Origin of the sequence: Synechocystis sp. FACHB-383 (assembly GCF_014698605.1) — a bacterium.
Lineage (GTDB): Bacteria > Cyanobacteriota > Cyanobacteriia > Cyanobacteriales > Microcystaceae > Synechocystis > Synechocystis salina.
Genome location: NZ_JACJTJ010000067.1, coordinates 1 through 24,599 on the forward strand (window position 1 = coordinate 1; position 24,599 = coordinate 24,599).

23 protein-coding genes are annotated in these 24,599 nt (G+C 49.9%); 18 read left to right on the forward strand and 5 right to left on the reverse strand.

Annotated elements, in window-relative coordinates:
- Positions 1-405 precede the first annotated feature (405 nt).
- Positions 406-4,455, forward strand: coding sequence for an FG-GAP-like repeat-containing protein (locus H6G45_RS19105; protein ID WP_190599957.1), 4,050 nt, complete (start codon positions 406-408; stop codon positions 4,453-4,455).
- A 513-nt stretch (positions 4,456-4,968) separates the two neighbouring features.
- On the opposite strand, the gene H6G45_RS19115 is transcribed toward H6G45_RS19105, so the two are convergent.
- Together H6G45_RS19115 and H6G45_RS19120 are read right to left on the reverse strand one after the other, a co-directional pair.
- Positions 4,969-5,799: a TniB family NTP-binding protein gene (locus tag H6G45_RS19115; protein WP_190599974.1), complete on the reverse strand. Its 831-nt coding sequence runs from the start codon at positions 5,797-5,799 to the stop codon at positions 4,969-4,971.
- A gap of 2 nt (positions 5,800-5,801) precedes the next feature.
- Positions 5,802-7,463 carry a Mu transposase C-terminal domain-containing protein gene (locus H6G45_RS19120; RefSeq protein WP_190599959.1) on the reverse strand — a complete coding sequence of 554 codons (1,662 nt, stop codon included), beginning with the start codon at positions 7,461-7,463 and terminating at the stop codon, positions 5,802-5,804.
- A 903-nt stretch (positions 7,464-8,366) separates the two neighbouring features.
- Between H6G45_RS19120 and H6G45_RS19125 the strand changes: the two genes are divergently transcribed.
- The 3 genes from H6G45_RS19125 to H6G45_RS19135 all read left to right on the forward strand — a co-directional run bounded on the left by H6G45_RS19125 (position 8,367) and on the right by H6G45_RS19135 (position 11,158).
- Positions 8,367-9,359 (forward strand): metal ABC transporter substrate-binding protein, encoded by a 993-nt coding sequence (locus H6G45_RS19125; RefSeq protein ID WP_190599960.1) that lies wholly within the window; start codon positions 8,367-8,369, stop codon positions 9,357-9,359.
- Between the two features lie 99 nt (positions 9,360-9,458).
- A complete protein-coding gene (locus tag H6G45_RS19130; RefSeq protein WP_190599961.1) occupies positions 9,459-10,241 on the forward strand; it encodes a metal ABC transporter ATP-binding protein in 783 nt (260 codons plus the stop codon).
- The gene (locus H6G45_RS19135; protein ID WP_190599962.1) at positions 10,238-11,158 is read left to right on the forward strand and encodes a metal ABC transporter permease; all 921 of its coding nucleotides are present in this window, start codon (positions 10,238-10,240) and stop codon (positions 11,156-11,158) included. The genes H6G45_RS19130 and H6G45_RS19135 overlap by 4 nt, the downstream gene beginning before the upstream one ends.
- Before the next feature lie 785 nt (positions 11,159-11,943).
- Here the strand turns inward: H6G45_RS19135 and H6G45_RS19935 are convergent.
- Positions 11,944-12,129 carry a CopG family transcriptional regulator gene (locus tag H6G45_RS19935; RefSeq protein ID WP_190599975.1) on the reverse strand — a complete coding sequence of 62 codons (186 nt, stop codon included), beginning with the start codon at positions 12,127-12,129 and terminating at the stop codon, positions 11,944-11,946.
- A gap of 115 nt (positions 12,130-12,244) precedes the next feature.
- Here H6G45_RS19935 and map point away from each other — a divergent pair, with 115 nt between their 5' ends.
- From map to H6G45_RS19195, 13 genes are all read left to right on the forward strand, one after another.
- Entirely contained in the window at positions 12,245-13,069 is an 825-nt protein-coding gene (gene map, locus H6G45_RS19145; RefSeq protein ID WP_190599963.1) for a type I methionyl aminopeptidase, read from the forward strand.
- Positions 13,070-13,717: 648 nt separating this feature from the next.
- Complete coding sequence (locus tag H6G45_RS19150) at positions 13,718-14,452, forward strand: SDR family oxidoreductase (protein ID WP_190599964.1); 735 nt, start codon at positions 13,718-13,720, stop codon at positions 14,450-14,452.
- Positions 14,453-14,816: 364 nt separating this feature from the next.
- Positions 14,817-15,434 carry a TetR/AcrR family transcriptional regulator gene (locus H6G45_RS19155; RefSeq protein ID WP_190599965.1) on the forward strand — a complete coding sequence of 206 codons (618 nt, stop codon included), beginning with the start codon at positions 14,817-14,819 and terminating at the stop codon, positions 15,432-15,434.
- A 50-nt stretch (positions 15,435-15,484) separates the two neighbouring features.
- On the forward strand, positions 15,485-15,814 hold the full coding sequence (locus H6G45_RS19725) for a hypothetical protein (RefSeq protein WP_242018271.1): 330 nt from the start codon (positions 15,485-15,487) through the stop codon (positions 15,812-15,814).
- 26 nt (positions 15,815-15,840) lie between these two features.
- Positions 15,841-16,143 carry a CPBP family glutamic-type intramembrane protease gene (locus tag H6G45_RS19730; protein WP_242018272.1) on the forward strand — a complete coding sequence of 101 codons (303 nt, stop codon included), beginning with the start codon at positions 15,841-15,843 and terminating at the stop codon, positions 16,141-16,143.
- A 7-nt stretch (positions 16,144-16,150) separates the two neighbouring features.
- Positions 16,151-16,291, forward strand: a complete 141-nt coding sequence (locus H6G45_RS19735; RefSeq protein WP_242018273.1) for a hypothetical protein — start codon at positions 16,151-16,153, stop codon at positions 16,289-16,291.
- Positions 16,292-16,466: 175 nt separating this feature from the next.
- Positions 16,467-17,207 carry a CPBP family intramembrane glutamic endopeptidase gene (locus H6G45_RS19165; RefSeq protein ID WP_190599966.1) on the forward strand — a complete coding sequence of 247 codons (741 nt, stop codon included), beginning with the start codon at positions 16,467-16,469 and terminating at the stop codon, positions 17,205-17,207.
- 177 nt (positions 17,208-17,384) lie between these two features.
- A complete protein-coding gene (locus H6G45_RS19170; RefSeq protein WP_242018274.1) occupies positions 17,385-18,944 on the forward strand; it encodes an alpha/beta hydrolase in 1,560 nt (519 codons plus the stop codon).
- A gap of 123 nt (positions 18,945-19,067) precedes the next feature.
- On the forward strand, positions 19,068-19,748 hold the full coding sequence (locus H6G45_RS19175) for a stage II sporulation protein M (RefSeq protein WP_190599967.1): 681 nt from the start codon (positions 19,068-19,070) through the stop codon (positions 19,746-19,748).
- Positions 19,749-19,807: 59 nt separating this feature from the next.
- The gene (locus H6G45_RS19180) at positions 19,808-20,107 is read left to right on the forward strand and encodes a hypothetical protein (protein WP_242018275.1); all 300 of its coding nucleotides are present in this window, start codon (positions 19,808-19,810) and stop codon (positions 20,105-20,107) included.
- 20 nt (positions 20,108-20,127) lie between these two features.
- Positions 20,128-20,499: a hypothetical protein gene (locus tag H6G45_RS19185; RefSeq protein ID WP_190599969.1), complete on the forward strand. Its 372-nt coding sequence runs from the start codon at positions 20,128-20,130 to the stop codon at positions 20,497-20,499.
- Between the two features lie 100 nt (positions 20,500-20,599).
- A complete protein-coding gene (locus H6G45_RS19190) occupies positions 20,600-20,947 on the forward strand; it encodes a hypothetical protein (RefSeq protein WP_190599970.1) in 348 nt (115 codons plus the stop codon).
- A gap of 135 nt (positions 20,948-21,082) precedes the next feature.
- Positions 21,083-21,937 carry an SDR family oxidoreductase gene (locus H6G45_RS19195; RefSeq protein ID WP_190599971.1) on the forward strand — a complete coding sequence of 285 codons (855 nt, stop codon included), beginning with the start codon at positions 21,083-21,085 and terminating at the stop codon, positions 21,935-21,937.
- A 15-nt stretch (positions 21,938-21,952) separates the two neighbouring features.
- Here the strand turns inward: H6G45_RS19195 and H6G45_RS19200 are convergent, their stop codons facing one another.
- On the reverse strand, positions 21,953-23,131 hold the full coding sequence (locus H6G45_RS19200; RefSeq protein WP_190599972.1) for a transposase: 1,179 nt from the start codon (positions 23,129-23,131) through the stop codon (positions 21,953-21,955).
- A gap of 274 nt (positions 23,132-23,405) precedes the next feature.
- Positions 23,406-23,849, reverse strand: coding sequence for a secondary thiamine-phosphate synthase enzyme YjbQ (locus tag H6G45_RS19205; protein ID WP_190599973.1), 444 nt, complete (start codon positions 23,847-23,849; stop codon positions 23,406-23,408).
- Positions 23,850-24,019: 170 nt separating this feature from the next.
- On the opposite strand from H6G45_RS19205, the gene H6G45_RS19210 reads away from it, so the two are divergent.
- Complete coding sequence (locus tag H6G45_RS19210; RefSeq protein ID WP_199309876.1) at positions 24,020-24,493, forward strand: transposase; 474 nt, start codon at positions 24,020-24,022, stop codon at positions 24,491-24,493.
- Positions 24,494-24,599 lie beyond the last annotated feature (106 nt).

Here is a 24,599-nt window from a genome sequence, read left to right on the forward strand (position 1 = left end):
TGTCCCGTTTCTCGTTTCAATTTAAGCAAATCCTGAACGGTCGTTTTGCTTACTTGAAACTGCTCTGCTACTTTTCTAATTGAGGTTCCACCACCTTCATAGGTCTTGACTATCCTTTCTCTTAGATCAACTGATAGAGCTGGCATTTTACTTTTCGATGAACTCCCCTGAATATTTGTCCCTCATTGTACCACCTCGTCATAGAATCCGCCGTATTATGGTGACCTTGCGGATCTATGCTTCCACGAATGATATTCTTCCTGGGTATATATACGTTAGTTATGAGTTATGCCGTTCGGAAACACCCATCCAGCGATCGCGCTGAGAGAATCATCCCTGTCCCCTCTCAACGCCATTAAATTTTAAATTAATCCCCCCAATCCTAAAAATCTTAACTTCATTATTGTGGCTAACGTATATATTTCTCAAACAGGAAGCAACAACCCCTTCAATGGCATTGATATTGGGAGTTACAGCGCTCCCACCTTGGCGGATATTGATGGCGATGGCGACCTGGATGCGATCGTGGGGGAATTTGACCGCAATCTCAAATACTTCCAAAACACAGGTAGTAACACCGCTCCCGTCTACACCGAGCAAACCGGCACGGCTAACCCCTTCAATGGCATTAATATCAGGATTTACAGCAAACCCACCTTGGCAGATCTCGATGGCGATGGCGACCTGGATGCGATCGTCGGGGGACGTAACGGCACTCTCAAATACTTCCAAAACACAGGAAGTAGCACCGCTCCCGTCTACACCGAGCAAACCGGCACAGCTAACCCCTTCGATGGCATTAATGTCGGGTCTTTCAGCGCTCCCACCTTCGCGGATCTCGATGGCGATGGCGACCTGGATGCGATCGTCGGGGAATCTTACGGCACTCTCAGATACTACCAAAACACAGGAAGCAGCACCGCTCCCGTCTACACCGAGCAAACCGGCACGGCTAACCCCTTCGATGGCATTGATATTGGGAGTTACAGCGCTCCCACCTTGGCGGATATTGATGGCGATGGCGACCTGGATGCGATCATCGGGGAACTTAACGGCACTCTCAAATACTTCCAAAACACAGGAAGCAGCACCGCTCCCGTCTACACCGCCCAAACCGGCACAGCTAACCCCTTCAATGGCATTAATATCGGGAGTTTAAGCGCTCCCACCTTTGCAGATATTGATGGCGATGGTGACCTGGATGCGATCGTGGGGGAAAATGACGGCACTCTCAAATACTTCCAGAGTGTTCCTGCGATCGCCATTACCCCAACAGGTGGCAACACCCAAGTCACCGAAGGCGGAGCCACGGATAGCTATACAGTAGTCCTAAACGTTCAACCCAGCGCCGATGTGACGATCGCCCTCAATGGTGGGACGCAACTCAGCACCAACGTCACCACCCTCACCTTCACCAGCGCCAACTGGAATGTTCCCCAAACCGTCACCGTCACGGCAGTGGATGATGGCATTGGCGAAGGACCTCACCGGGGTGTGATTACCGCCACCAGCAGCAGCACCGATTCCCGTTTCAATGGCATAGCGATCGACGCTGTACCCGTCAGCATCACCGACAACGACCTCCCCACCACTCCCCGCTTCTACACCCAGCAAACCGGCACGGCTAACCCCTTCAATGGCATTGATGTCGGGACTTTAAGCAGACCCACCTTGGCGGATCTCGATGGCGATGGCGACCTGGATGCGATCGTGGGGGAATTTCAGTTCAATCTCAAATACTACCAAAACACAGGAAGTAGCACCGCTCCCGTCTACACCGAGCAAACCGGCACGGCTAACCCCTTCGATGGCATTGATATCGGGGATTACACCGCCCCCACCTTGGCGGATCTCGATGGCGATGGCGACCTGGATGCGATCGTGGGGGAACGTTACGGCAATCTCAAATACTACCAAAACACAGGAAGTAGCACCGCTCCCGTCTACACCGAGCAAACCGGCACGGCTAACCCCTTCGATGGCATTAATATCGGGCGTTACAGCACTCCCACCTTCGCGGATCTCGATGGCGATGGCGACCTGGATGCGATCGTGGGGGAAAATATCGGCACTCTCAACTACTTCCAAAACACAGGTAGTAGCACCGCTCCCGTCTACACCGCCCAAACAGGCGCGGCTAACCCCTTCGATGGCATTGATATTGGGCGTTACAGCACACCGACCTTTGCAGATATTGACGGAGATGGCGACCTGGATGCGATCATTGGTGAATATGACGGCACGCTCAAATACTACCAAAACACAGGAAGTAGCACCGCTCCCGTCTACACCGAGCAAACCGGCATAGCTAACCCCTTCGATGGCATTGATATCGGGGTTTTGAGCGCTCCCACCTTCGCGGATCTCGATGGCGATGGCGACCTCGATGCGATCGTGGGGGAACGTGACGGCAATCTCAACTATTTCCTGAGTAATGCAACTCCCACCATTACCAGTGGTACAACCGCTAATTTTGCTGAAAATGGCACAGGAACCGTCTACACCGTCACCGCCACTGACCCAGAAAGTGACTCGATTACCTATGGTTTGGAAACAACAGGAGACTATCTCCTCTTTGACATTGACAGTAATACAGGCGTAGTCACCTTTAAAACATCTCCTGACTTTGAAGCCCCCACGGACAACGGTGCAGATAACATCTATGACATCACCGTAACCGCCAGCGATGGTTCCCTAGAAAACTCCCAGGCTGTAGCCATTAGCGTCACCAACGTTAACGAAGTCCCGACCATTACTAGTGGTACAACCGCTAATTTTGCTGAAAATGGCACAGGAATCGCCTACACCGTCACTGCCACTGACCCCGACGCAGGAACTACCCTGATCTACAGCATCAGTGGAACCGACTCAGCTCTCTTTGATATCAACGGTGGTACAGGAGCCGTCAGCTTCAAAACCGCCCCTAACTTTGAAGCCCCCACGGACAACGGTGCAGATAACATCTATGACATCACCGTAACCGCCAGCGATGGTTCCCTAGAAAACTCCCAGGCTGTAGCCATTAGCGTCACCAACGTTAACGAAGTCCCGACCATTACTAGTGGTACAACCGCTAATTTTGCTGAAAATGGCACAGGAATCGCCTACACCGTCACTGCCACTGACCCCGACGCAGGAACTACCCTGATCTACAGCATCAGTGGAACCGACTCAGCTCTCTTTGATATCAACGGTGGTACAGGAGCCGTCAGCTTCAAAACCGCCCCTAACTTTGAAGCCCCCACGGACAACGGTGCAGATAACATCTATGACATCACCGTAACCGCCAGCGATGGTTCCCTAGAAAACTCCCAGGCTGTAGCCATTAGCGTCACCAACGTTAATCAAGCCCCGACCATTACTAGTGGTACAACCGCTAATTTTGCTGAAAATGGCACAGGAACCGCCTACACCGTCACCGCCACTGACCCAGAAAGTGACTCGATTACCTATGGTTTGGAAACAACAGGAGACTATCTCCTCTTTGACATTGACAGTAATACAGGCATAGTCACCTTTAAAACATCTCCTGACTTTGAAAATCCAACAGATATTGGGACAGATAACGTCTATGACATTACGGTAACGGCCAGTGATGGGTTACTGAGTGATTCCCAGGCGATCGCCATTACTGTCACCGATGTCAACGAAGCCCCAACGATTACCAGTGGTACAACCGCTAATTTTGCTGAAAATGGCACAGGAACCGCCTACACCGTCACCGCCACTGACCCAGAAAGTGACTCGATTACCTATAGCCTAACGGGAAGTGTTGATGATGCTCTCTTTGATATCGACAGCAGTACAGGAGCCGTCAGCTTCAAAACCGCACCCAACTTTGAAAATCCAACAGATATTGGGACAGATAACGTCTATGACATTACGGTAACGGCCAGTGATGGGTTACTGAGTGATTCCCAGGCGATCGTCATTACTGTCACCGATGTCAACGAAGCCTCTAGCATTGATGGCAATGATGCAGCTAATTTTCTCTTTGGAACCGGAAAAAATGACTTAATTCGAGGTTTTGGTGGCAATGATATTCTTTTAGGCAATGGCGGTAACGACACCCTCTATGGCGGAGAAGGAAATGATATTCTCAATGGCGGGTTTGGTGATGACGTGCTCATTGGAGGACTGGGAAGGGATAAGCTCATTGGTGGATTAGGCAATGATAAGTTTGTCTATAAAGCTTTAAATGAAGCAGGAGATGTAATCCTTGACTTCAATCGAAACCAAGATCAGTTAGTTTTAACTGAATTATTTACAAGTCTCGATTACGCTGGCACAGACCCCATTGCTGATGGTTATCTCCGCTTCAATCGCCTAGGATTTAGTACCCAGGTGCAAATTGACGCTGATGGTCTAAGCAATGGCTCCAACTACATCACCCTGACCACCCTAATAGGAGTTTTTCCTTCTAGCCTCTCCGTGGGGACTAATGTTGTGATCTAAATCTCTCTGAATTTGCCTTTACGATTAAGTTTATGGCAAAGCATATTTTATTGGCGAGGAAAGAGGCTACCCATGGAATACGCAGGATTGAGACCCAAGTGTTACAAAACTGGGCTATTCCCCTCTCCTCCCTAGCAGAACAAAAAGAAATCGTTCGCCAGGTAGATTGAAGCTGCCACTCCAGCCGGTGATAGGGAGACTCCTCGTAACAGGCTCCGCAAAGGCGTATAGGCTCCATTTTCAGACTTTCTCCGAGGGGAGGTAGCATAGCCCTTAAAATAGCCCCATCAATACCCAAGAGGTCACCTAGCGCCCCTAGCTCCTCCGCAGAAGGAAAAGGGTTATGGCGAAACTTCTCCCAACGAGATACCACAGCACCAATACCAGCTAATGTACCTAACTCGCTAGCACTGATGTGATTGCGCTGTCTGACCCTTCCCAGAAAATGACTAAGACTTTCCCCCGGCAGAGGCTCCACCCGGAACAACCAAGGCTTAAGCTCCATTTCCGTACTCATGAGTATTCCCTGGCTACCTCCTCTAACAACTCCTTCTCGATTCGCTTATGCCCCCTAGAAAGGGACTTGATCGCCGCTTCCCGCAATACCTCATCGAGCCGACCGATGTAGCCCTCTGTTGCCCGGGCTAGAATCTTCATCATCGCCGGACTGGTCAGGTTAGAGGCTACAGGAAGTTTTAGTACCTTCTCCTCCCAGATCGAAACAGTGCGCTTAAACTCTTCTCCCACCAACTTACCAAAACGACGGTGGGAGCGAAAACGGTTATAAACCTGTTCATCCCGCTTAATAACCGCATCTAGCCAGTCTGTGCCTACCAGAACAACGGAAATGTCTAATTTGTCGTTAATATCCCTTACTTCCGGGAAAATATCCGCTTTTAAACGGTCTGCCTCATCAATAATAAGCATTTCCACATCACAAGCCTTTAACACGTCCATAGCTCGGGAACGAAAATCGCTCACCGTACCTCGAACAGCCTTGTAACGTAATGCTTCAATGATTTCTTTAAAAAGCTCCTTTGCCCCGCATTTTGTTGGCAACATAATGTAAACCACCGGCACCTTTGGGGTTTCGTGTCCCTGTTGTATGGGTTTATTTCTTAACCTATAGGAATCACAAGCTACTGTTTTACCAGTACGAGACTCCCCCACAAGGCGACATGACTGGCGAGCTTTCCGTTTTTCATCTAACCAATTATGTAAATCGCGAACATGCTCTAGCGGCACTACAGTGCGACGATTAAGCCGAGTTATCTCCTGCTGTAGTTGAGTATCATCTTTCGTGACATCCCCAAGTTCTGTTGCAATAGTTTGTGCTTGATTCATAGTTACCACCCATAGTCCTCTTGCATTTGTTCCAAGTCCCAAACCTCGACATCTGAAGCATCGGTCAACATAGGCTCTACAGCCATTTGCTCTTCCGCTGTAGCCTTTTCTTGAACAGCAAGAGGTTCCAACTCTCGATAGGCCTGTTCCTGCTTTTGACGCTGTTTACGGGTCGGTTTCTTCGTTGCCGCTTCCCGCTCAATGACCTCCTGTAAAATGGCGGTGTTACTGACGGTCTTGGCCTTCTCCCTAAGCCTCTTTGCACTAGTTTTGGCATCTTCTAGGGTCAACTGCTCAAGTTCCAAACCTTGGGCATGGGCACGGGCTAAAAACAACTCCTTACCCTGATCTTTGTCATATTGGTAAACCCAGATAGTTGTAATATCTCTGGGGTCGTAGCGGAGGCCCACCGTATGACCGGCATAACCTTCCAGGTTTTCCCCCTTGTAGTTAATGTTCTCGAACTGTATGTAGCCCCCACGCTGAACCTGCCGCCGAATTTGCTTCATCAGGCAAATATCCAACTCCCGTTCTGATAACACCAGTGGTGCTCCAGGAAGCCCTGCTTCCCAACGCTGGAAAAGGGTTTGGTCACCCATCCTGGCATCCATTCCCTCGTTATAACGGTCAACAATAAAGCGCACCACCAGTTTTTCCAATTCCCGCAGGGTCAAACAAGCATCCTCCTCTGCTTCCTTGGGTCGTTGCTGTACATTGGACCCGGTATACCCCGGTAAAGTCGAAAATAGACTGGTGTTTAGGGTTCCGAAGGGGCGCTCCACAATCCCCCCTTCCGAGGGCCGGTCTCGAAGCTTTAGTACAAAACTCAGTTGACTCGCAATCTCACTAAGGTGATTCGAGCGAAAGTCCTTACCTCCATCAGTGAACAAATATTGGGGTAATCCAAAAGTGCCCCAGTCGCAGTGCAACTTATACTCTGCACCATACTGCTTGGGTAAAACCGCATGTCTTAGGGCTAGGGCTACAACCTGAGAACTAGGCGCATCAAATCCAATATTAATGCCGACAATGCAACGGGAGTAGCTGTCAATAACGGTGGTTAACCAGGGTCGTCCCAGTAAATTACCGCATTTATCAACCAACAAGACATCAGCTCTAGTGTGGTCACATTGCCAAACCTGATTGCTGTAGGAAATGTCCAGGTCAAAACCATCCCTGGTCTTAACCGACAACATGGAACCTTGCCACCCAGGTGATCTAATACTTTTCTTCTTCTTATTGATAACGGGCTCTAAAACCCGCAATACAGTGCGATAGCTGGGGGGCTTGTCCTCCCCTAACTCCTGGGACCTAACCTGTACCCGTATGGCTACCTGCTTAGGATTCATGCGCCGACTACCCTCATTCCCCTTTTTATAAGTGTTGAGAATAAAGTCCGACCACTCTTCGCCAATACGGTGGTGCCCCCTGTCTTTACGACAACTAGAGGTTAAAACAGCAATCCCCTCCTCCTGATACCGCTTAAACAGCCTTTGTACAGACCTAACAGAAATGCCTAGGCGTTGGGCACCTGCCTTCAACTTTTCCCCATAGGCCCCACGGTCACAGGGCTCCAGCAGAGTTTGTATGACCTCTAACTTTAGCTGGGCCTCTTCCGGCAGCTCCTGGGGAATAGCAAGATTGTCTTTCTCTAAGCCCTTCACTTGCTCCTCCTGATAAAAACATAATGTTATCTTAGCGCGCAAATAAAAAAGCGACAGCAAATCTGTCACCCATCTAAAAAGGGGCTTTTTGCAAAGACGACAACTAATTTGTCACAAAGATGGAATGCGTCATTGAATTTGTCACTGTGCTACTTACAACGGTTCTGAGAGTAAGTTGCTATAATCCCCTTTAGGTAAAGGTTTTGGGAGATGACACTAATTTGGCATCACGTCATTTAATGTGGCACCGTACATAACTATTAAATCTGTTCGCTGGCGATCAGTAACTGATACTGATCGTTTTCGCTGTTGATTACTTTCATGGGGACTTAAGACTCAGGTGAGATTTCCCCAGACCACTAGTACAAAATAAAAACTTTTTTTAGTCTTTAATTAGGTTACCTCTCTTTTATCATTTATCAGTCTAGTAAGCAAATTTTCAAATGAGTCGCCAGAAGTCTTTGATAGCAAGGCTTTTAAGATGTGTACTTGATAAAAAATCTTGCCCTTGTATTTCACGTTGGAAGAATCCTGAATTTTTATTCTAGTAAGGATTTTATGGAATAAAGTCAAACGATTGTCTTCCAGACTCAGGAAAGAGCGATAAAAATCAGAGGTGTTGAACGACAATGCTTGGGTTTACCGTTACAAATATCTAGATTGATAATGATCCGGTTGTGCATAGTATCTGTATTCTTCAGAAAATTGTTTTATTTCATGTCGGCGATCGCCTAAAAAACAGCTTAGCAAGTACATAAAATTTACCGAATGGAACTTTGGTGATCATAAAAAACCTACTGGTCCACCAGTTGCCAAAAGTTAAGAAATTTTAACTCCCCATTTTTGCGTCAATTATGAGACGATAATGAAAAATGAAATGATCATGAAATGACCGTTATCACTATGGCAATATCATTTGCTTCCCGGGGAGGACTGCTGGCATCTGGTTTAGCGATCGCCTTTTGTTTGGCTGGCTGTGGGACGGCAGAAGTTACTAAATCCGATGCTCCCAGGGAAGAGGTGACAGAAGTAACCACCGAAGTCCAAGCGGAAAACGAAGGGAAAAAGAAAGTTTTAACCACCTTCACCGTACTGGCCGACATGGCCCAGAATGTTGCCGGAGATAAGTTAGTGGTGGAATCCATCACTCGCATTGGTGCAGAAATCCACGGTTATGAGCCGACTCCCAGTGACATTGTCAAAGCTCAGGACGCAGACTTAATCCTTTACAACGGCATGAATCTGGAACGTTGGTTCGAGCAATTTTTGGGCAATGTCAAGGATGTGCCCTCTGTGGTGCTAACGGAAGGTATTGAACCGATTCCCATTGCCGAAGGTCCCTATACCGATAAACCCAATCCCCACGCCTGGATGTCGCCCCGCAATGCCCTGGTCTATGTGGAAAATATCCGCCAAGCCTTCGTCGAACTTGACCCGGACAATGCCGAATATTACAACGCCAATGCGGCGGCCTATAGCGAGCAGTTAAAGGCGATCGATACCCAACTGGCATCCGATTTGGAACAGGTGCCTGCCAAGCAGAGATTTTTGGTCAGTTGTGAAGGGGCGTTTTCTTACCTGGCCAGGGACTATGGCATGGAAGAGATTTACATGTGGCCAATCAATGCCGAACAACAGTTCACCCCCAAACAGGTGCAAACCGTGATTGAGGAAGTGAAAACCAATGACGTACCAACAATCTTTTGTGAGAGCACCGTCAGTGACAAGGGCCAAAAACGGGTAGCCCAGGCAACCGGCGCTCGCTTTGGCGGCAATCTCTATGTTGATTCCCTTTCCACAGAGGAAGGCCCTGTACCCACCTTTTTGGATTTGTTGGAATATGATGCCCGGGTGATTGCCAACGGTCTTTTGGCCGGTGCTAATGCCAAACAATGACAAAAGTTTTGCCTTTTATTCAGTGTTGAGTTTTTCTTAATCAACCCAACTCAATGTTGACGATTGACCGCTCCCTAAAACCTGAACCCCTCTTTTGTGATGCCAACCACTCTCCCCCGTCTCGATATATCCGTTGATGGCGTCAGCGTTACCTATAACAACGCTCGTTTGGCCCTTTACAATGCCACCTGCACCGTTGAACCTGGCACCATTACTGCCCTAGTGGGCCCCAATGGCAGTGGTAAATCGACTCTGTTCAAATCCATTATGGGGTTTTTGCAACCGAGTCAGGGACGGGTTCGCATCGGTGGTTTTCCGGTGCAAAAGGCCCAAAAACAACAGTTGATGGCCTACGTCCCCCAGGCTGACGAAGTGGATTGGAACTTTCCGGTCAGTGTGTTTGATGTGGTGATGATGGGGCGCTATGGCCATATGAATGTGCTACGCATTCCCAGTCCCAAAGACCGTCGCTTGGTGATGGAAAGTCTAGAGCGGGTGGGCATGGTGAAATATCGCGATCGCCAAATTGGGGAACTTTCCGGCGGTCAAAAGAAACGGGCGTTTTTGGCCCGGGCCTTGGCCCAGGAAGGCAAGGTAATTCTCCTAGATGAGCCCTTTACCGGGGTTGACGTGAAAACGGAAAAGGGGATGATCGACTTATTGATGCAACTGCGGGATGAGGGCCACACCATTCTGATTTCTACCCATGATTTAGCTTCCATTTCCACCTTCTGTGACCACACCATTCTGCTCAACCGCACCATTTTGGCCCAGGGGAAAACCGAGGAAACCTTCACAAAAGAAAATTTAGAACTGACCTTTGGCGGGCTACCAGTGATGAGCCTGAATCAGATGTTTGAAACGACAGAGGTAGATGCGTGAGTCAGTTAGTGGTGGCCTTTTCCTGGTGGAATTGGTTGGTGGAGCCTTTGCAATATGGGTTTTTGATCCGGGCAATTTGGGTGAGTGCCTTTGTCGGCCTGGTGTGTGCGGTGCTTTCCTGTTACATCACCCTCAAAGGTTGGTCCCTAATGGGAGATGCCATTTCCCATGCGGTGGTCCCCGGTGTGGTGCTGGCTTATGCCCTGAATATTCCCTTTGCCATTGGGGCTTTTACCTTTGGCTTTGGGGCAACGGTGGCGATCGGTTACGTCAAGTCTAAAACGCGGTTAAAGGAGGATGCCGTCATTGGCATTGTCTTTACGGGATTTTTTGCCCTTGGCCTAGTGTTGGTGACTAAAATTTCCAGCAATGTTGACCTGTTCCATATTCTGTTTGGCAATGTGCTGGGTATTTCTCAACAAGACATTATCCAAACTCTGATCGCCGGATCCATCACTCTGATAGTGATTTTGTTGCGCCGCAAGGATCTTCTGTTGTTTTGTTTTGATCCGAACCATGCCAAGGCGATCGGTCTGCGCACCCATGTCATGTATTACACGCTGTTGTCGGTTCTGGCCCTTACCATTGTGGCCGCCTTGCAAACGGCGGGGATTATTTTAGTAATTTCCATGCTGGTTACACCAGGTTCCATTGGCTATCTACTCAGCGATCGCTTTGACCATATGCTGTGGTACTCCGTCGCCAGCAGTGTCCTATCCTGTGTGCTCGGCACCTATTTGAGCTATCACTTTGACGTCTCGACGGGGGGCATGATTGTCGTCCTGCTGACAACGCTGTTTGTCATAACCATGATTTGTGCGCCTAAGTATGGCATTTTGGCCCAGGAATGGCGCAAGCGGTCAGGGCAAAATCCGGAAGACGATCACAATCAGACTGTAGTGGTGGATCAAGCCTAGTTGGTTGGTATCACCACAATAATGATGACGTCCCCTCATAAACCCTTTGAGGTCAAACAATTAACCTAAATTTATTTTCCATGAAATCACCGCCGCGTTTACCCAAAGCACGGTTATTTTTTCCTTGCGCTTTCATATCCCTCAGTCTGACGGAAGAGGGATACAAGCGGCGGGGGTTGGAAAAGGGGCAGCGCTAGGAGGCGCTGGAGACGGATAGCCACAGCAATGGGCTGATGCTGCGGGGGCAATTTAGGGCCGCGTTGAATGCGGATCCAGCTCAGATTCGGCGGAAGTCGGTGTATAAGGTGGAGGAGATGGAGATTGCAGTGGGCGAAATAGCCTGAGGTGGAGGCGCAATGACGATCCCTTGGGGCGACGCAATGGCCAGGAGTTTGAGGTGGTGGGGCTGGAGAATGGGCAAGTGATGATTCGCTGGGAGCGGGGAGAATTGAGATCCGCCTCACCCCTTCGTCTCAGGCTCCGCCACAGCCACTGGATCAGCTCTCGCTCGGGCAAACAAACGGGGCTTTGCTAATTTCGAAGTGAGCGAGCATTGCTTACTCTAGAGCAAGCGTTGGGTACGGGGTCACCGCATCTATGTCATGGTCATAGCGACCGAGAGGGGCTTGATAGCCCATAAAACTTCGATCACACTGTGCGACGGCAGATGCAGAAGGAGGTCAGCCCTCGAGTGGCCTTTTTTGTCAATCAGCAGGCATACCCCGCTTGAGAGCTAAGTCAATGTAAATACAATAAGAGCAGCATACTCAACAAGAACTCTAGTTTCAGCGCATATTGACTACTTCCGAAGCGCTTCGCTGTTTTCGGCGTTCTTGCAAAGACTTATCAATTAGTTTTGCAACCAGCCAAGAGACAGATCGTTCATCTGTCTGTGCCCACTCCTCCAGTTCTTGCTTTAACTCTGGAGGAACGTAAGCAACCACTCGCTCCAAGTCTGTTTTGCCACCCATTTTGAGTTTCACTTCTGGTTTTCTTGCTTCCAAGATACCAGTAATAGCCTAGCCTGTGTTGTGCTATGCCGTGCTGTGCTAGCATGGCATAGCACGATTAATCAAGGCCTCATCTATGAACCGTCAAAATTTGCTCTCAATCGCCGGAGATCTTGTCCAACCAAAAGTCAATCCCGGACTCGTCTTGCTTTCGAGTAGAGAATTAGACAAGATGCGGCGGGTTGGGCAACTTGCGGCGAATCTCCTCAACCATCTTGAATCAATGGTGCAACCCGGAGTGAGTACGCAAACTCTAAACGACGAGGCGACGAGTTGGATGCAATCTCATAGGGCAATCAGTGCCACGCTTGGCTACGCACCTCCTGGTCATCCTCCATTCACAGGTTCAATTTGCACCAGTGTTAATGAGGTGGTTTGTCACGGAATTCCGAATCCAAAGCAAATCCTTAAAGACGGAGATATTATCAATATCGATGTGACGCCACGCTTAGACGGTTACCATGGCGACACGTCTAAAACATTCTTGGTTGGTAATGTATCCGCAACAGCGCGGAAGCTGGTTGAAGCCACTCAAGAATCGCTGATGCGAGGAATTGCTGAAATCAAGCCCGGGGCAAGAATTGGTGATATTGGCGCTGCAATTCAAGCCTATGCCGAGGCGAAGGGATTCTCAGTTGTTCGAGATATGGTTGGGCATGGCATTGGCAGGCAAATGCATACAGAGCTTCAAATTCCTCACTATGGTCAGCGAGGCAGTGGGCTAAAGCTGCGTCCAGGAATGGCTTTTACGGTTGAACCGATGCTAAATGAAGGAACGAGTATTCTTAAGTTTCTTGCAGATCGTTGGACTGTGATTACAAAAGACAAGAAACTTTCAGCTCAGTTTGAACACACCGTTGCTGTGACTGAGGAAGGGGTAGAAATTCTGACTCTTCCTTGAATTTCAAGACACAACTCCTTATTTATTCCTTGAGAGAGAAGTACAATATTGCTCTAAAGATAAACCGCTGCTCAGGGACTCGGTTCCTATGGGGATAGCCGACTTTTAACATCATCGTCATGGAACCGGGTCCCTTGGCCTATCTAGCCCTTTCCCTAAGTTTTTATCATTGGGGGTAGCGCGACAACGTTATGAACGATTGGTATGAAAAGTCATTGCAGCAGACTCTTGAGGGCAAATTTACCATCTCTGGTTGAGTCTCGAAAGTCTTTACCAATGGTCGGTTGAAGCCGTAAAAGGGGCCAACTGATACTCTTCAATAAAATCCTGCCTGATTAGTGGCTGCCTGTATTTGGAAGTTTTCGAAGACTTCTGAAAATATCATAAGAATCTGATAAATTACGAGAAGAATCTGAAAGAATTTGAGAATTGGAACTCATTACACTCAAGTTAATTACACCCTTATCTCTTCGCAAACCGCGTTAGGTCGAGTGGGTGTTCCTGATCATATTGGCGGGGAGATCGCATCTTTACTCTCCAAAGATAACCGCTGGGTAAATGCTCAGAGAATTGAAGTCTCTGGCGACATGTTCCTTTAATTCACACTGACTAAAACCCAAGGAAACTCAAACAAAAGGAAAACTCACCATGTTGAATGTAGAAAACAAAGTAATTGCTATTACTGGAGCCAGTAGCGGTATCGGTGAAACCACCGCAAAACTGCTCGCCCAAAATGGCGCAAAAGTCCTTTTAGGGGCACGGCGGACAGACAGGCTGGAGAAGCTAGTCGAGCAAATTCATGCCTCCGGTGGCACAGCAGAATTTAAAGCAGTCGATGTCACTGATCGCGAAAATGTGAAAGCATTTGTTGAGTTTGCCAAAGACAAATTTAACCGCGTTGATGTCATCTTTAACAATGCAGGCGTAATGCCCCTATCGCCAATGAATGCCCTGAAAATCGAGGAATGGGACAACATGATTAATGTGAATATTCGGGGCGTATTGAATGGTATCGCAGCGGGACTGCCAATTATGGAGGCGCAAGGGGGTGGTCAAATCATCAATACGGCGTCCATTGGTGCCCATGTGGTAGTACCCACTGCGGCAGTCTACTGTGCAACCAAGTATGCGGTTTGGGCAATTTCTGAAGGACTGCGGCAGGAATCACAAAATATTCGCGTTACTACTATTTCTCCGGGTGTCGTTGATACTGAGCTTGGCTCTGATATCACCGATGAGTCATCCAAAGGCTTGTTAGAAGAACTTCGTAAAACTGCCCTTACCTCAGAGGCGATCGCGAGAGCGGTGCTGTACGCCGTATCCCAACCCGATGATGTTGACGTGAATGAAATCATAGTCCGACCGACGGCCAGTGCGTTCTGAAGGGAACCGGTCAAAGCATAGGAGCGTTATCACCAACACAAAGGACATTGTCGTAATGATGACTGACCTGTACGGAAAGTATATAAACAGCGCCTAACAATCCCATTGACAGTGTCTGTTGCGGGGGTGACCTCACCCCTGCCGACTGTGGCGGAGTCTCTCAGATGTCATTCCCTGGCCAGCATTTCCAGAGTTTGATTAGCTACTGGCTCAAATTCAACGTGCTGATTAGCAAACAGCCCCTTGTCGAAAGTGTCACCAAGCGCTATATTGTCACTTAGTGACAAATTTTTAAAAGAAAGACTGCTGTGGGGGGGGGAGCGCTACCAACGATATGACAAAGAATGAGCACAGGCCAGGAGGAATGAGTGAGCAGCGGCAGCGGCGGATACGTCTGGAGATTTCGCGGGAGGCGGCGCGTTTGTTCTGGGAGCAAGGCGTCGCTGCCACGACCGGCGAGCAAATCGCTGCTGCAGTGGGTCTCTCGGTGCGCACCCTCTGGCGGTACTTTCGCAATAAGGGGAGCTGTGTCGAGCCGGTCTTGGCGCAGGATGGCGAGGAGTTTGTGGCGCTATTGGTCCGCTGGCCTCGCGACGTCTCCCTCGAAGATCACCTCGTCGAGTGGGCCAAGAATCGTACTAAAGATTCCGATCAGCAGTCCTTTGATGAGGCTGTAATTAAGATGACCGTACTAGCCGAAAAAGAGCCGGATCTGCGAATGGCCTGGCTGATGACCAACGACCAAATAGAGCGCGCTCTGGTCGATATCATCGCAGACCGGCTGCGGCGATCGCCTGACGATATCGAGGTGCGTCTGCACGCCGCCGCGGCCACCGCAGTCGTGCGCGTTATCAGTGAAGACGTCAGTGCTGCTCTGATGGCGGGAGTCGATCACGCCTCGCTCGGCAACCGGCTTGGGCAGATTGCCCGCGCCGTGCACATAGCTACTGGTGGGGCAGTCGGCGATCCTGTCGATCCCTAAACCGATGGGCAATTGAAGTCAGCAACAAGAGCAAAAAAACGGAGATGAATATGCAAAATATCCAAAGAACGCAGGGAATCATCGCAGAAGCGAAAAAAGTTACCTACGTGGAGGCTGCCCGGTGGGCTAAGTATCGGGGGTGGCGGTATGTTCTGGGGCTGATGATCATCCTCTTTGCGTGGCTGATAGTCGGCAGTGGCGCTAACGTACTAGCTGCGTTCACGCTCGGCGGCCAGGCAGACACCTCGGGGCTCGGGCTTGTGGAATACTACCTGTTTGTCATGGCGAGTTTCCTGTGCTTCTTCGCGGGGGTCCTTATGGCTGTCTCCCTCGTCCACCGCCGCTCCCCCGGACACTCGTCACAGCGCGGCAGCGGATAGACTGGCATCGGGTCGGTCATGGATTCGTGGCGTGGTTTGTGCCGTACTGCCTGATCGGTGGGCTGGGACAGTATCTGTTCTACCCGGATACCTTCTCCTTCAACTCCGGCCTCACAGCATTTGCGCTTTTTGTGCCGCTGGCGCTCGTTCTCACCGCGATTCAGACGACAACGGAGGAGCTTTTCTTTCGCGGATACATCGTGCAGGGCGCGAGCCCCATCTGGAGCAACCGCGTTTTTCTGGCGATCGTGTCAGCCGTTATTTTTACTCGCTATCGGCATACACTTCGCGAACAACATCGGCGGGTCACTCCTGTTCAACATCACTGAAAGTGCCTTGCCCTCACCCGCTCTGTTCACCATCAGCGAATATCACGCCACCTACGGGACGCTAGCGATGCTGGCTGCAGTACTCATGTTTCTGGCGATCGCCTACAAGGTGTTCAAACGCGATAAGGCATCCGAACTCGTTTCCTAAAGCCATCGGAGTGGTCGTTGGTAATCTCGTCAGTTCGTAAAACCATCAGCAAACGACATCGTCGCTGACTACATCATCGACCTCGAACTGCCCGATGAAGGGGCGACCTGCACCGTATAACCACACGATCGCAAAGGCTTGAAAACAATTCTGGAATGACGTTGAGGATAGAGTTATGGCTAAGCATAAGAACGCTAGGCTGCGACTGTTTGGGCTGCTGTGGTTGGCAGGCATGGCTGGGGTGATGTCCCTGGGGTTGCTGCCTTTGCCCTTGCTCCCAGAGGGTGCCCCACCTGCCGCCGTGGTCAGACTGCTGGTGCTGGTACAGCCCACGGTTTTGGTATCGGCAGCGGTACTGATAGGCGTGCTCTTGACTCCCCAGCTAGGACTAATGACACCGGGGGCAGAGGCTTTAGCCGTTGGGCGATCGTGGCCGAAAGCCATGGTTCCTCAACTGTTGCCCGGCGTGCTGGGTGGGTTGATCAGCGGCGCACTAATGACGGCGATCGCCCTGTTGTCTCGCCCGCTGCTGCCACCCGCCTATGGAGCGGCTGAGCCCACGCCGCTGCTAGTGCGATTTCTCTACGGCGGTATCACCGAAGAAATTTTGATCCGCTGGGGACTGATGACGCTGCTGCTATGGCTGGGCTGGCGATTTGGGCAGCAGCGCCAGGGTAAACCCCAGACCCGATGGGTGGTCGTCGCCATTGCCGTCTCCTCCCTAGTGTTTGCTATGGCCCACTTGCCCGCTGCGATCGCCCTAGAACTGCCGTTAACCCCACCACTACTAGGGTTCTTGCTGATCCAAAATTCTTTGTTTGCAGGGGTTGCGGGGTATTTGTTCTGGCGTTACGGGTTAGAAACCGCCATGATCGCCCACCTGACGGTTCATGCCGTGCTGGCCCTCGTCGGCTGAGGCATCTTCTGGCGACCGGATAGGGGGACCGCAGGTGTCGTGGCCCCAGGCACCCTGCCAGATGGGCTGGATGGCAAAGCGTTCACCATTATGTCTCAAATTTCTTCTAACAGCTCACGAAATCGTGACCGACTCACGTACGACTCAAGAGCAACAGCTTCCATTAGGAGGAGAATTATGCGCGTTCCCAAGACCTACGTCAGGCGCTTGTTAACAGGCACAGTAATGATGTTGCTTGTCCTCGCTGGGGCACCTGCCGCATTGACACAGTCTGCCCAAGAGCCAGCGGCGGGACTGGAGCGATTCTACAACCAGGAGCTGACGTTCGGCTCCTGCGAAAGCTTTGCGACTAATGCGACCGAGACAGAAGTGTACGTTGATCCATTTGAATGCGGTCGCCTGGAGGTACCGCTAGATTACGACGAACCTGAGGGTGAGACCATGCAAATCGCGGTCTTGCGCCTGCCCGCCCAAGGTGAGCCGAGCCAGCGGATCGGCTCTCTGGTGCTCAATCCTGGCGGGCCTGGAGGCTCGGGCACGATTCAAACCCCCTTCACCGCAGTGGCTCTGAAGAAGACTCCCATGGTTCAAAGGTTCGACTTGGTTGGGTTCGACCCTCGCGGGGTTGGAGCCTCGACCCCGGCCATCAACTGCTTCACCGACGAAGAGAACGACCGGGGCGAGAACCAGACGACGTTGTTGGGTACGTCGGGAGAATGGAGTGCCGACGACACCCGCGAGTTGATGGAGAAGTGCGCCAATGGGTCGGGTGGTGAGCAGGTGCTTGCCGTCGTTGGCACCCGCAATGTAGCCAGGGACATGGACGTGCTCCGCGCCGCCCTCGGCGACGAAAAGCTGACCTTCCTGGGGCGAAGCTACGGCACCCGATTGGGCGCGGTCTACGCTGAGATGTTCCCGCAGAACGTCCGGGCGATGGTTCTCGACGGTGCGCTCGACCCTCGGCAGGGCAGCGCGGAGCGCCGTTTAGCGCTCCATGCCGCGTTCCAGCGCTCGTTCGAGCTGATGGCCGAGTTCTGTGCTCAGAGCTCAGACTGTCCGCTGGGCACCGACCCCGAGCAGGCCACCGCTGTGTTCCAAGATCTGTTCCAGCCGCTGATCGATAACCCCGTGCCAGCGGGCGAGGGGCGCACCCTGGATTTTTTGTATGGCACTGGCAGCGTCCTCGGGGCGCTCTACAATGCCGAGGCGTGGCCGCGAATTATTGACGGCATCGCCCAGCTCAAAAACGAGGGCCGAGGCGACAAACTCCTCGCTCTCAGTGACGACTTTATCGTTGAAGGGTTGGAGAGCAACTTGGTCGATGCCCAGCTCGCCATCAACTGTAACGACGAGGAGCGCCGCACCCCTGGGCAGGAGGCAGAACTGCGCCGCCAGATCTTCGACGTTAACCCTTTTCTTGATACCGGACGATCCGTCGAAGGTGTCACCCGCGACGCCTGCGAGTTCTGGCCCAGTGAACCGACCCTTGGCTTTCCCCATGCTCAGAATGTTGAGGGCTTACCCGACACGCTGATTATCTCCATCACTGGTGACCCGGCCACCCCCTACGCTGCTGGAGCCAGTCTAGCCGAGTCGCTCGGCGGTACCTTGCTCACCGTCGAGGGAGAGCAGCACACCATCGCTATGGATGGCACCAGCCCCTGCGTCAATGCGATCGTCGCCAACTACCTGATCGACCTTGAACTCCCAGCAGAGGGTGATCGCTGCGTCCTCTAGCCCCCATCGCCAAAACCAAGGATTTAGAAATTCCTTATTTGCATCATCGACAGTGCTGCTCTACGCGGCAGTTATCACTCTTGAGCATCACTGCATCCATCACCAAACATTGGAACTAAAAACATGTCACGCAAAGCGATCGCCAAAAAGCGCCTTATTCACCCGAAGCATGGAGTAAGACATATCCGCTTGCTTCGCAAACCCTTCCAGATCATTCGCGCCAATTTTCGCGCCTATCTCATTATCAACGCCATTTTGTATGGCTTGGTCTTCACTGGGATGGTAGCGGCGATGCTCTTCCCCAACCTGAGCGCAACTCGGGTAGCCATCCTAGAAGACAACGGAACGGCGGATCTTGTTCGATCTCTATTCAATAACCCCTGGCTTTTCGCGCTGACTATCCTGGGAGTCAACGTCATGACCTGCGCGCTGCGGATCGTGCTCCCTTCGCTGCTCGTTCCCTTCACTGGCATTGCCATATTTGCGTATAAAGCATTCACTTTAGGTTTAGCCATGGCCCCGTCTACCAAGGTTATGGCGGTGGCACTGATCCCGCACTCGCTGACGATACTCATCGAATTCCAAGCCTACGCCCTCTTGATGTTTGGCGCATACATCCTTGGTCGGTCTTGGGTTCGCCCCGCCACCATTGATGCTCGGAACCATCGTCAGGGTTACGTCCGTGGGCTGCAACAGCTCGGTTGGCTGAGCCTGGCCACGCTCCCACTGTTCATCATCGGCGCGATCTGGGAAGCGTTCTCGCTCCGCTACCTGGTTCCTCCGCTGACCCAATGGTTTTTGTAGCGCTAAACAAACCCAATCATGATGGTCTCTTGAATCGATTGTTAACTCTGCAATTTTAGATGGTGAATCAAATGATTAAGCACAAAGATTTTGCGCCTCGAATTACTGAACGGGGACCCTTCGGCGGACCTTCCGAGTATGAATCCTTCTCGGAGGTTGTGAGTGGCGTAAATCAGTGGATCGAAAGCACAACGATACAGGTAATCAACGTTGAAACTGTTGTTTTACCCGATCAAATTGAAGGCACCGGTGATGGTGACTACGGCGTGAAGACCAGTCATGCCTTCTACCCAGTGACGATCAGTCAGGGCCTTGCAATCAATTGCTTTCAATGTGTGCGGATTTGGTACAGAGAATAAGCGTCACCGGAGAAGAAATAATGAAACGATCTACCTTGTTTACTTTCCTGTATCTTGAGCTGGGAGTTTGCCTGACAGCGATCGCGTTTGGATACCCAAACCTGCCTTCGGGTCTTCAAACCAGCTTGTTGATCAATGCAGGAGCGTCCTACATCGCTTGTATTTTCAATCCATTTTTGCGGGAGAGGACAATCCGCTTCTATCGCAGCCGCAATTCATCGGTCATCCTATCCTCGTTGGTGATTGGATTCACTATTATTGGGATGATTTGGGAGGTTCAAAGTCAGAACTGGGCGATGGATGCTTTTTTAGGATCGTTTTCGCGGCTAATCATTGTTTTACTGTTTGCTGAAAACATTGTGATTATAAGGCAAGTGAATTTTGAAAACTAGAAACTGTTTGCAAACGCTTGTTGAGTGGTTTCTACCTTCCACATTTGCTTGTTGTTGGCGAGCCTTCGTAGCATCAAAAGTATCAAGAGTAAAATCAACCATGTTCAAGCGATTCTCTAAAGTTTCTATCCTGTTAGTCACAGCTACAGCATTGGTGATGGTTTGTTTACAATCTCTTCGGGCAAATCCTGCCCTATCTGAGATACCAGATTTAGGCTCCTCAAATCAGTCAACACTGGTTTCAACAGCCGCTCTCCCCCCTGACCTTGTCCCGGCTATTTTAGGCGGTAGACCTGTTTATGTACTGTATATGACCAGAGCCGAAGATACGGTTCTCATCCGTTGTTATCCCGGTTATGAACCTACGATCGCCGTTCGAGCGATGGGAAGTAATCCCAATGCCAACACCCAAAAAGAAGGCGTTATGAAGTGCCGCCCTTCTGCTTAGAACTGATGCGACAAATTTGCTCTGGTATTGCTACAGGCACATAGACAGAAGCTGCTTAAGATCGCAGCCAATAGGGTGAGCACTGCCCACAAAACTTTAAAGCTTAACTACAACACACTCATCAGGAGGTTTTCAATGGACCGGAAGATTTTAGTCACTGGCGCAACTGGCAGCAACGGTACAGAGATTGTCAAACGACTCGCAGCGCAGAACGTGCCAGTCCGCGCCATGGTTCGTAACCATGATCGAACAAAGGAGATTGCACTCCCGAATGTTGAAGTGGTGGAGGGAAACTTTGATCGCCCTGAGACTTTGTTGGAGGCGCTGACTGAAGTAGACCATGCCTTTCTCTTAACGAACTCTACAGAACACGCAGAAGCCCAACAACTTTCGTTTGTCAATGCGGCTCGTCAGAGTGGTGTCAAGCATATCGTCAAACTATCGCAATTTGCAGCCGACGCCCATTCGCCCGTGCGCTTTTTGCGTTACCATGCCGCAGTCGAAGCGGCAATTCAAGCATCAGGAATGACGTACACGTTTCTACGTCCCAATCTCTTTATGCAGGGCTTATTAAAATTTAAATCGACAATCACGAGCCAAAACGCCTTTTATGCAGCGATCGGCGATGCAAAGGTTAGCGTGGTAGACGTGCGCGACATTGCAGAAGTTGCAGTAGTTGCTCTAACAGAAACAGGGCATGAGGGAAAGATTTACAACCTCACCGGACCACAGGCATTGACTCATGCTGAGATGGCAGAACAACTCTCGGCTGCGCTCAATCGTCAGATTACATTCGTCAATATTCCATCTGAAGCAATGCGCGATCAACTGCTCAAAATTGGGATGCCACCTTGGCAAGTAGACGGGCTGATTGAGGATTACGCACACTACCAACGCAATGAGGCAGCAGTGGTTTCTTCTGATATACAGGATGCAATTGGTAAAGAGCCGCGTAGTTTTAAGACATTCGCCTGTGACTACGCAACCTGATTGACTGACAAAAGTTTAAGAGGACTCGTAGGAATAGACCTGGAGAGTAAACTCAAGGGCATAAAGGCGGCGGTGGTGCTGACGAAGGGAAGCCATAGCCGGTTGAGGGGCTTGATGGGAGAAAAAAGCGACCTGATGGATAATGGGCCATCCATTGTAGAAGGCAGTCTTCAACCAATCCCAACCGAGACGTAAATAACTGTGGCCGCGAAACCAATGGGGGTCGACCCAACGACGGTGGCCATGTTCAACGACCGTTAACCCTTGTGCGGTTGCAAATAAAGTGGCGACGGCCAGGAGAAACCATAATCGGGAAAAAGCACAGACAGAACGAATCTGTGATTTCTGGATATTCCAGACATTGGACTGGTCATCTAAAAAGCTCTCTTCAATCTGGAAGCGCATGCCATATTCAGCAAAAGTCTGAAGATTAGTGGGTTCATTGCTGAGAATCGCCCAAAACTCACCGTTGCAATTATTGCGACCAAAAATAAGGTGCACAGGACCATAGTATTGGCTCTTATGTAAACGGATACCGTGAAGGCAGAGGGCTTGCCCCCACTGGAAATGAAAGTCCTTCAGACGTTGCCACCTCTTTCCCTGACGCCAGACCCAAGTATTTTGCTTCAAACGGATACGATAACTCCAACGCCATTGCCTCGTCAGGGTCTTCAACAACTCCAGATGGACAAAGCCTCGGTCTGCCAGCAGCACTATCTTTTTTCCCTCGGGTAAACAACGGGATGCCCTTTGTAAAACCCCTTGATAGTCCTTGAACGTCACACTGGCACTGGGATGAGCTAAAACCCGCCAGGCTACCGGTAAGGTACGACCTCGATGAACCACCGCAACTCGCACTAAACAATAGCTCTCCCAGAAGATGGAGGTATCTAAGCTTAGGTATAGGCATTCTTCCTGCCAAGAGGCTAAAGCGGCACTAATCAGGGGTTGATAGAGTTTATGGACGTTAATGCGGGGATTATCCAACCAGCGTCGCACCCGTCTTTGTTTACTTTGGGCGTAGAGTCCTCGACTAGGGAGATGCGGCACCCAGCGGGTCAGATTGATTTCGCCAGCTTGTATCAAGGCCACAATCATCAAGATGCAGGTAGTGAGGTGACCTTGATGAGCCCAGAGGCTGACTTGACTCAGCCAAGCCTTCAGGCCATGGTAGAGGGGGGAGTGATTATGCATAGCGTTCCAGGTTTTGAGTGGTATCTAATCCTAGAACGCGACCTCCCCTCTTTTCTACAATCCCCACCTAGACTGCTTTTCACTTCTTTTGTCAGTTAATCAGGATGCTCACCTAAGTCCTCCTAATCTTTGCTGTGATAGCCTTCTACCTTATACCCCATTAGCTAACCAGTGCCCATTGGGTAAACTGCTCATCTACAACACTCAATTTTTACCACTCCACCATAAAAACTAAATTTCTTCTCTTCTTCATATTTTCTTTAGGAATGACCTCTTAAACCTCACCGCTGACGTGGACAATTACTTCCCGTTGATGGGGCCGTTGCCGATGCTCCCAAAGAAAAACTCCTTGCCAGGTGCCCAAGCCTAAACGACCATTGACAATGGGAATTTGCTCACTAGTTTTAGTTAACGCAGACCGGATATGGGCCGGCATATCGTCCAAACCTTCCGTGCTATGGCGGTAACGACGGCCATCCTCTGGCACCAATTGGGAAAAGAAGATAGCCAGATCCGTCAACACATCGGGGTCAGCATTTTCTTGAATAATTAACGAGGCGGAAGTGTGGCGTACAAATACGGTGCAAAGTCCTGTTTTAACGCCGGAATGTTGAACTACCGCCTGAATTTTGCTGGTGAAATTATGGAGACTTTTGCTCTGGGTGGCAATGGCTAAAATTTCTTGATGTTGGCGGAAAGTAGAGGTGGAAGAAATCATTTTATTGACTGGAAAATATGGAATAAACTCAAGGTTAAACTTAGATAAGTTGCCAATATTTTAAGCAAATTGAGTCAATCATCACAAGCATAAATAATTTAATCTATCCCTCTTTCATCAAAATGGGTGAATTAGAATGGAGATAAAAGGCTGGAAAGCTTGGAGGGAGTATGACGAAGGTAAGAGAAGCGAAAAAGACAGTACAATGTGTAGACACGTATAGTGAACTGTATAAAGATATATTTCCAGATGTGAGAGCTTATGAAGCTTTTAAATACCTAATGGTGGGAATATTAAGTGATATAAAAAGAAAAAGCTTGCCAGCGATAGCATCATCATTAGGATTAGAAAATGAGCAAGGACTATTGCATTTTATAACAGATTCGCCATGGGAGTTAAAAGACTTAGAAAAAAGAAGATTAAATATTCTGTTAGAGATACTAGAAGGGAGAGAAATAGTAGCGATAGTAGATGAAACAGGGGATAGGAAAAAGGGAGAAAAGACAGATTATGTAAAAAGACAATATATAGGAAATCTAGGAAAAATAGAAAATGTAATAGTGTCAGTAAATATCTATGGATACTGTGACGGGGTAACCTTTCCGTTGAAATCAAGAATATATAAGCCGAAAGAAAGATTATAGCTGATTTATTTAATTTTGAGACGTTTTGTCGGAGTTGTATGGTAACATATTGGAAGAATAACACAAGAATCCATAAATAAATCAGTCATGACTTACGATCTTGATT

Bases quoted from the DNA above. Each gene is read 5' to 3' on its own strand.
- H6G45_RS19115 (WP_190599974.1), bottom strand. From the start codon at position 5,799: ATGAATCAAGCACAAACTATTGCAACAGAACTTGGGGATGTCACGAAA.
- H6G45_RS19125 (WP_190599960.1), top strand. From the start codon at position 8,367: ATGGCAATATCATTTGCTTCCCGGGGAGGACTGCTGGCATCTGGTTTA.
- H6G45_RS19130 (WP_190599961.1), top strand. From the start codon at position 9,459: ATGCCAACCACTCTCCCCCGTCTCGATATATCCGTTGATGGCGTCAGC.
- H6G45_RS19935 (WP_190599975.1), bottom strand. From the start codon at position 12,129: ATGGGTGGCAAAACAGACTTGGAGCGAGTGGTTGCTTACGTTCCTCCA.
- map (WP_190599963.1), top strand. From the start codon at position 12,245: ATGAACCGTCAAAATTTGCTCTCAATCGCCGGAGATCTTGTCCAACCA.
- H6G45_RS19150 (WP_190599964.1), top strand. From the start codon at position 13,718: ATGTTGAATGTAGAAAACAAAGTAATTGCTATTACTGGAGCCAGTAGC.
- H6G45_RS19155 (WP_190599965.1), top strand. From the start codon at position 14,817: ATGAGTGAGCAGCGGCAGCGGCGGATACGTCTGGAGATTTCGCGGGAG.
- H6G45_RS19725 (WP_242018271.1), top strand. From the start codon at position 15,485: ATGCAAAATATCCAAAGAACGCAGGGAATCATCGCAGAAGCGAAAAAA.
- H6G45_RS19165 (WP_190599966.1), top strand. From the start codon at position 16,467: ATGGCTAAGCATAAGAACGCTAGGCTGCGACTGTTTGGGCTGCTGTGG.
- H6G45_RS19170 (WP_242018274.1), top strand. From the start codon at position 17,385: ATGCGCGTTCCCAAGACCTACGTCAGGCGCTTGTTAACAGGCACAGTA.
- H6G45_RS19175 (WP_190599967.1), top strand. From the start codon at position 19,068: ATGTCACGCAAAGCGATCGCCAAAAAGCGCCTTATTCACCCGAAGCAT.
- H6G45_RS19180 (WP_242018275.1), top strand. From the start codon at position 19,808: ATGGTGAATCAAATGATTAAGCACAAAGATTTTGCGCCTCGAATTACT.
- H6G45_RS19185 (WP_190599969.1), top strand. From the start codon at position 20,128: ATGAAACGATCTACCTTGTTTACTTTCCTGTATCTTGAGCTGGGAGTT.
- H6G45_RS19190 (WP_190599970.1), top strand. From the start codon at position 20,600: ATGTTCAAGCGATTCTCTAAAGTTTCTATCCTGTTAGTCACAGCTACA.
- H6G45_RS19195 (WP_190599971.1), top strand. From the start codon at position 21,083: ATGGACCGGAAGATTTTAGTCACTGGCGCAACTGGCAGCAACGGTACA.
- H6G45_RS19200 (WP_190599972.1), bottom strand. From the start codon at position 23,131: ATGCATAATCACTCCCCCCTCTACCATGGCCTGAAGGCTTGGCTGAGT.
- H6G45_RS19205 (WP_190599973.1), bottom strand. From the start codon at position 23,849: ATGATTTCTTCCACCTCTACTTTCCGCCAACATCAAGAAATTTTAGCC.
- H6G45_RS19210 (WP_199309876.1), top strand. From the start codon at position 24,020: ATGACGAAGGTAAGAGAAGCGAAAAAGACAGTACAATGTGTAGACACG.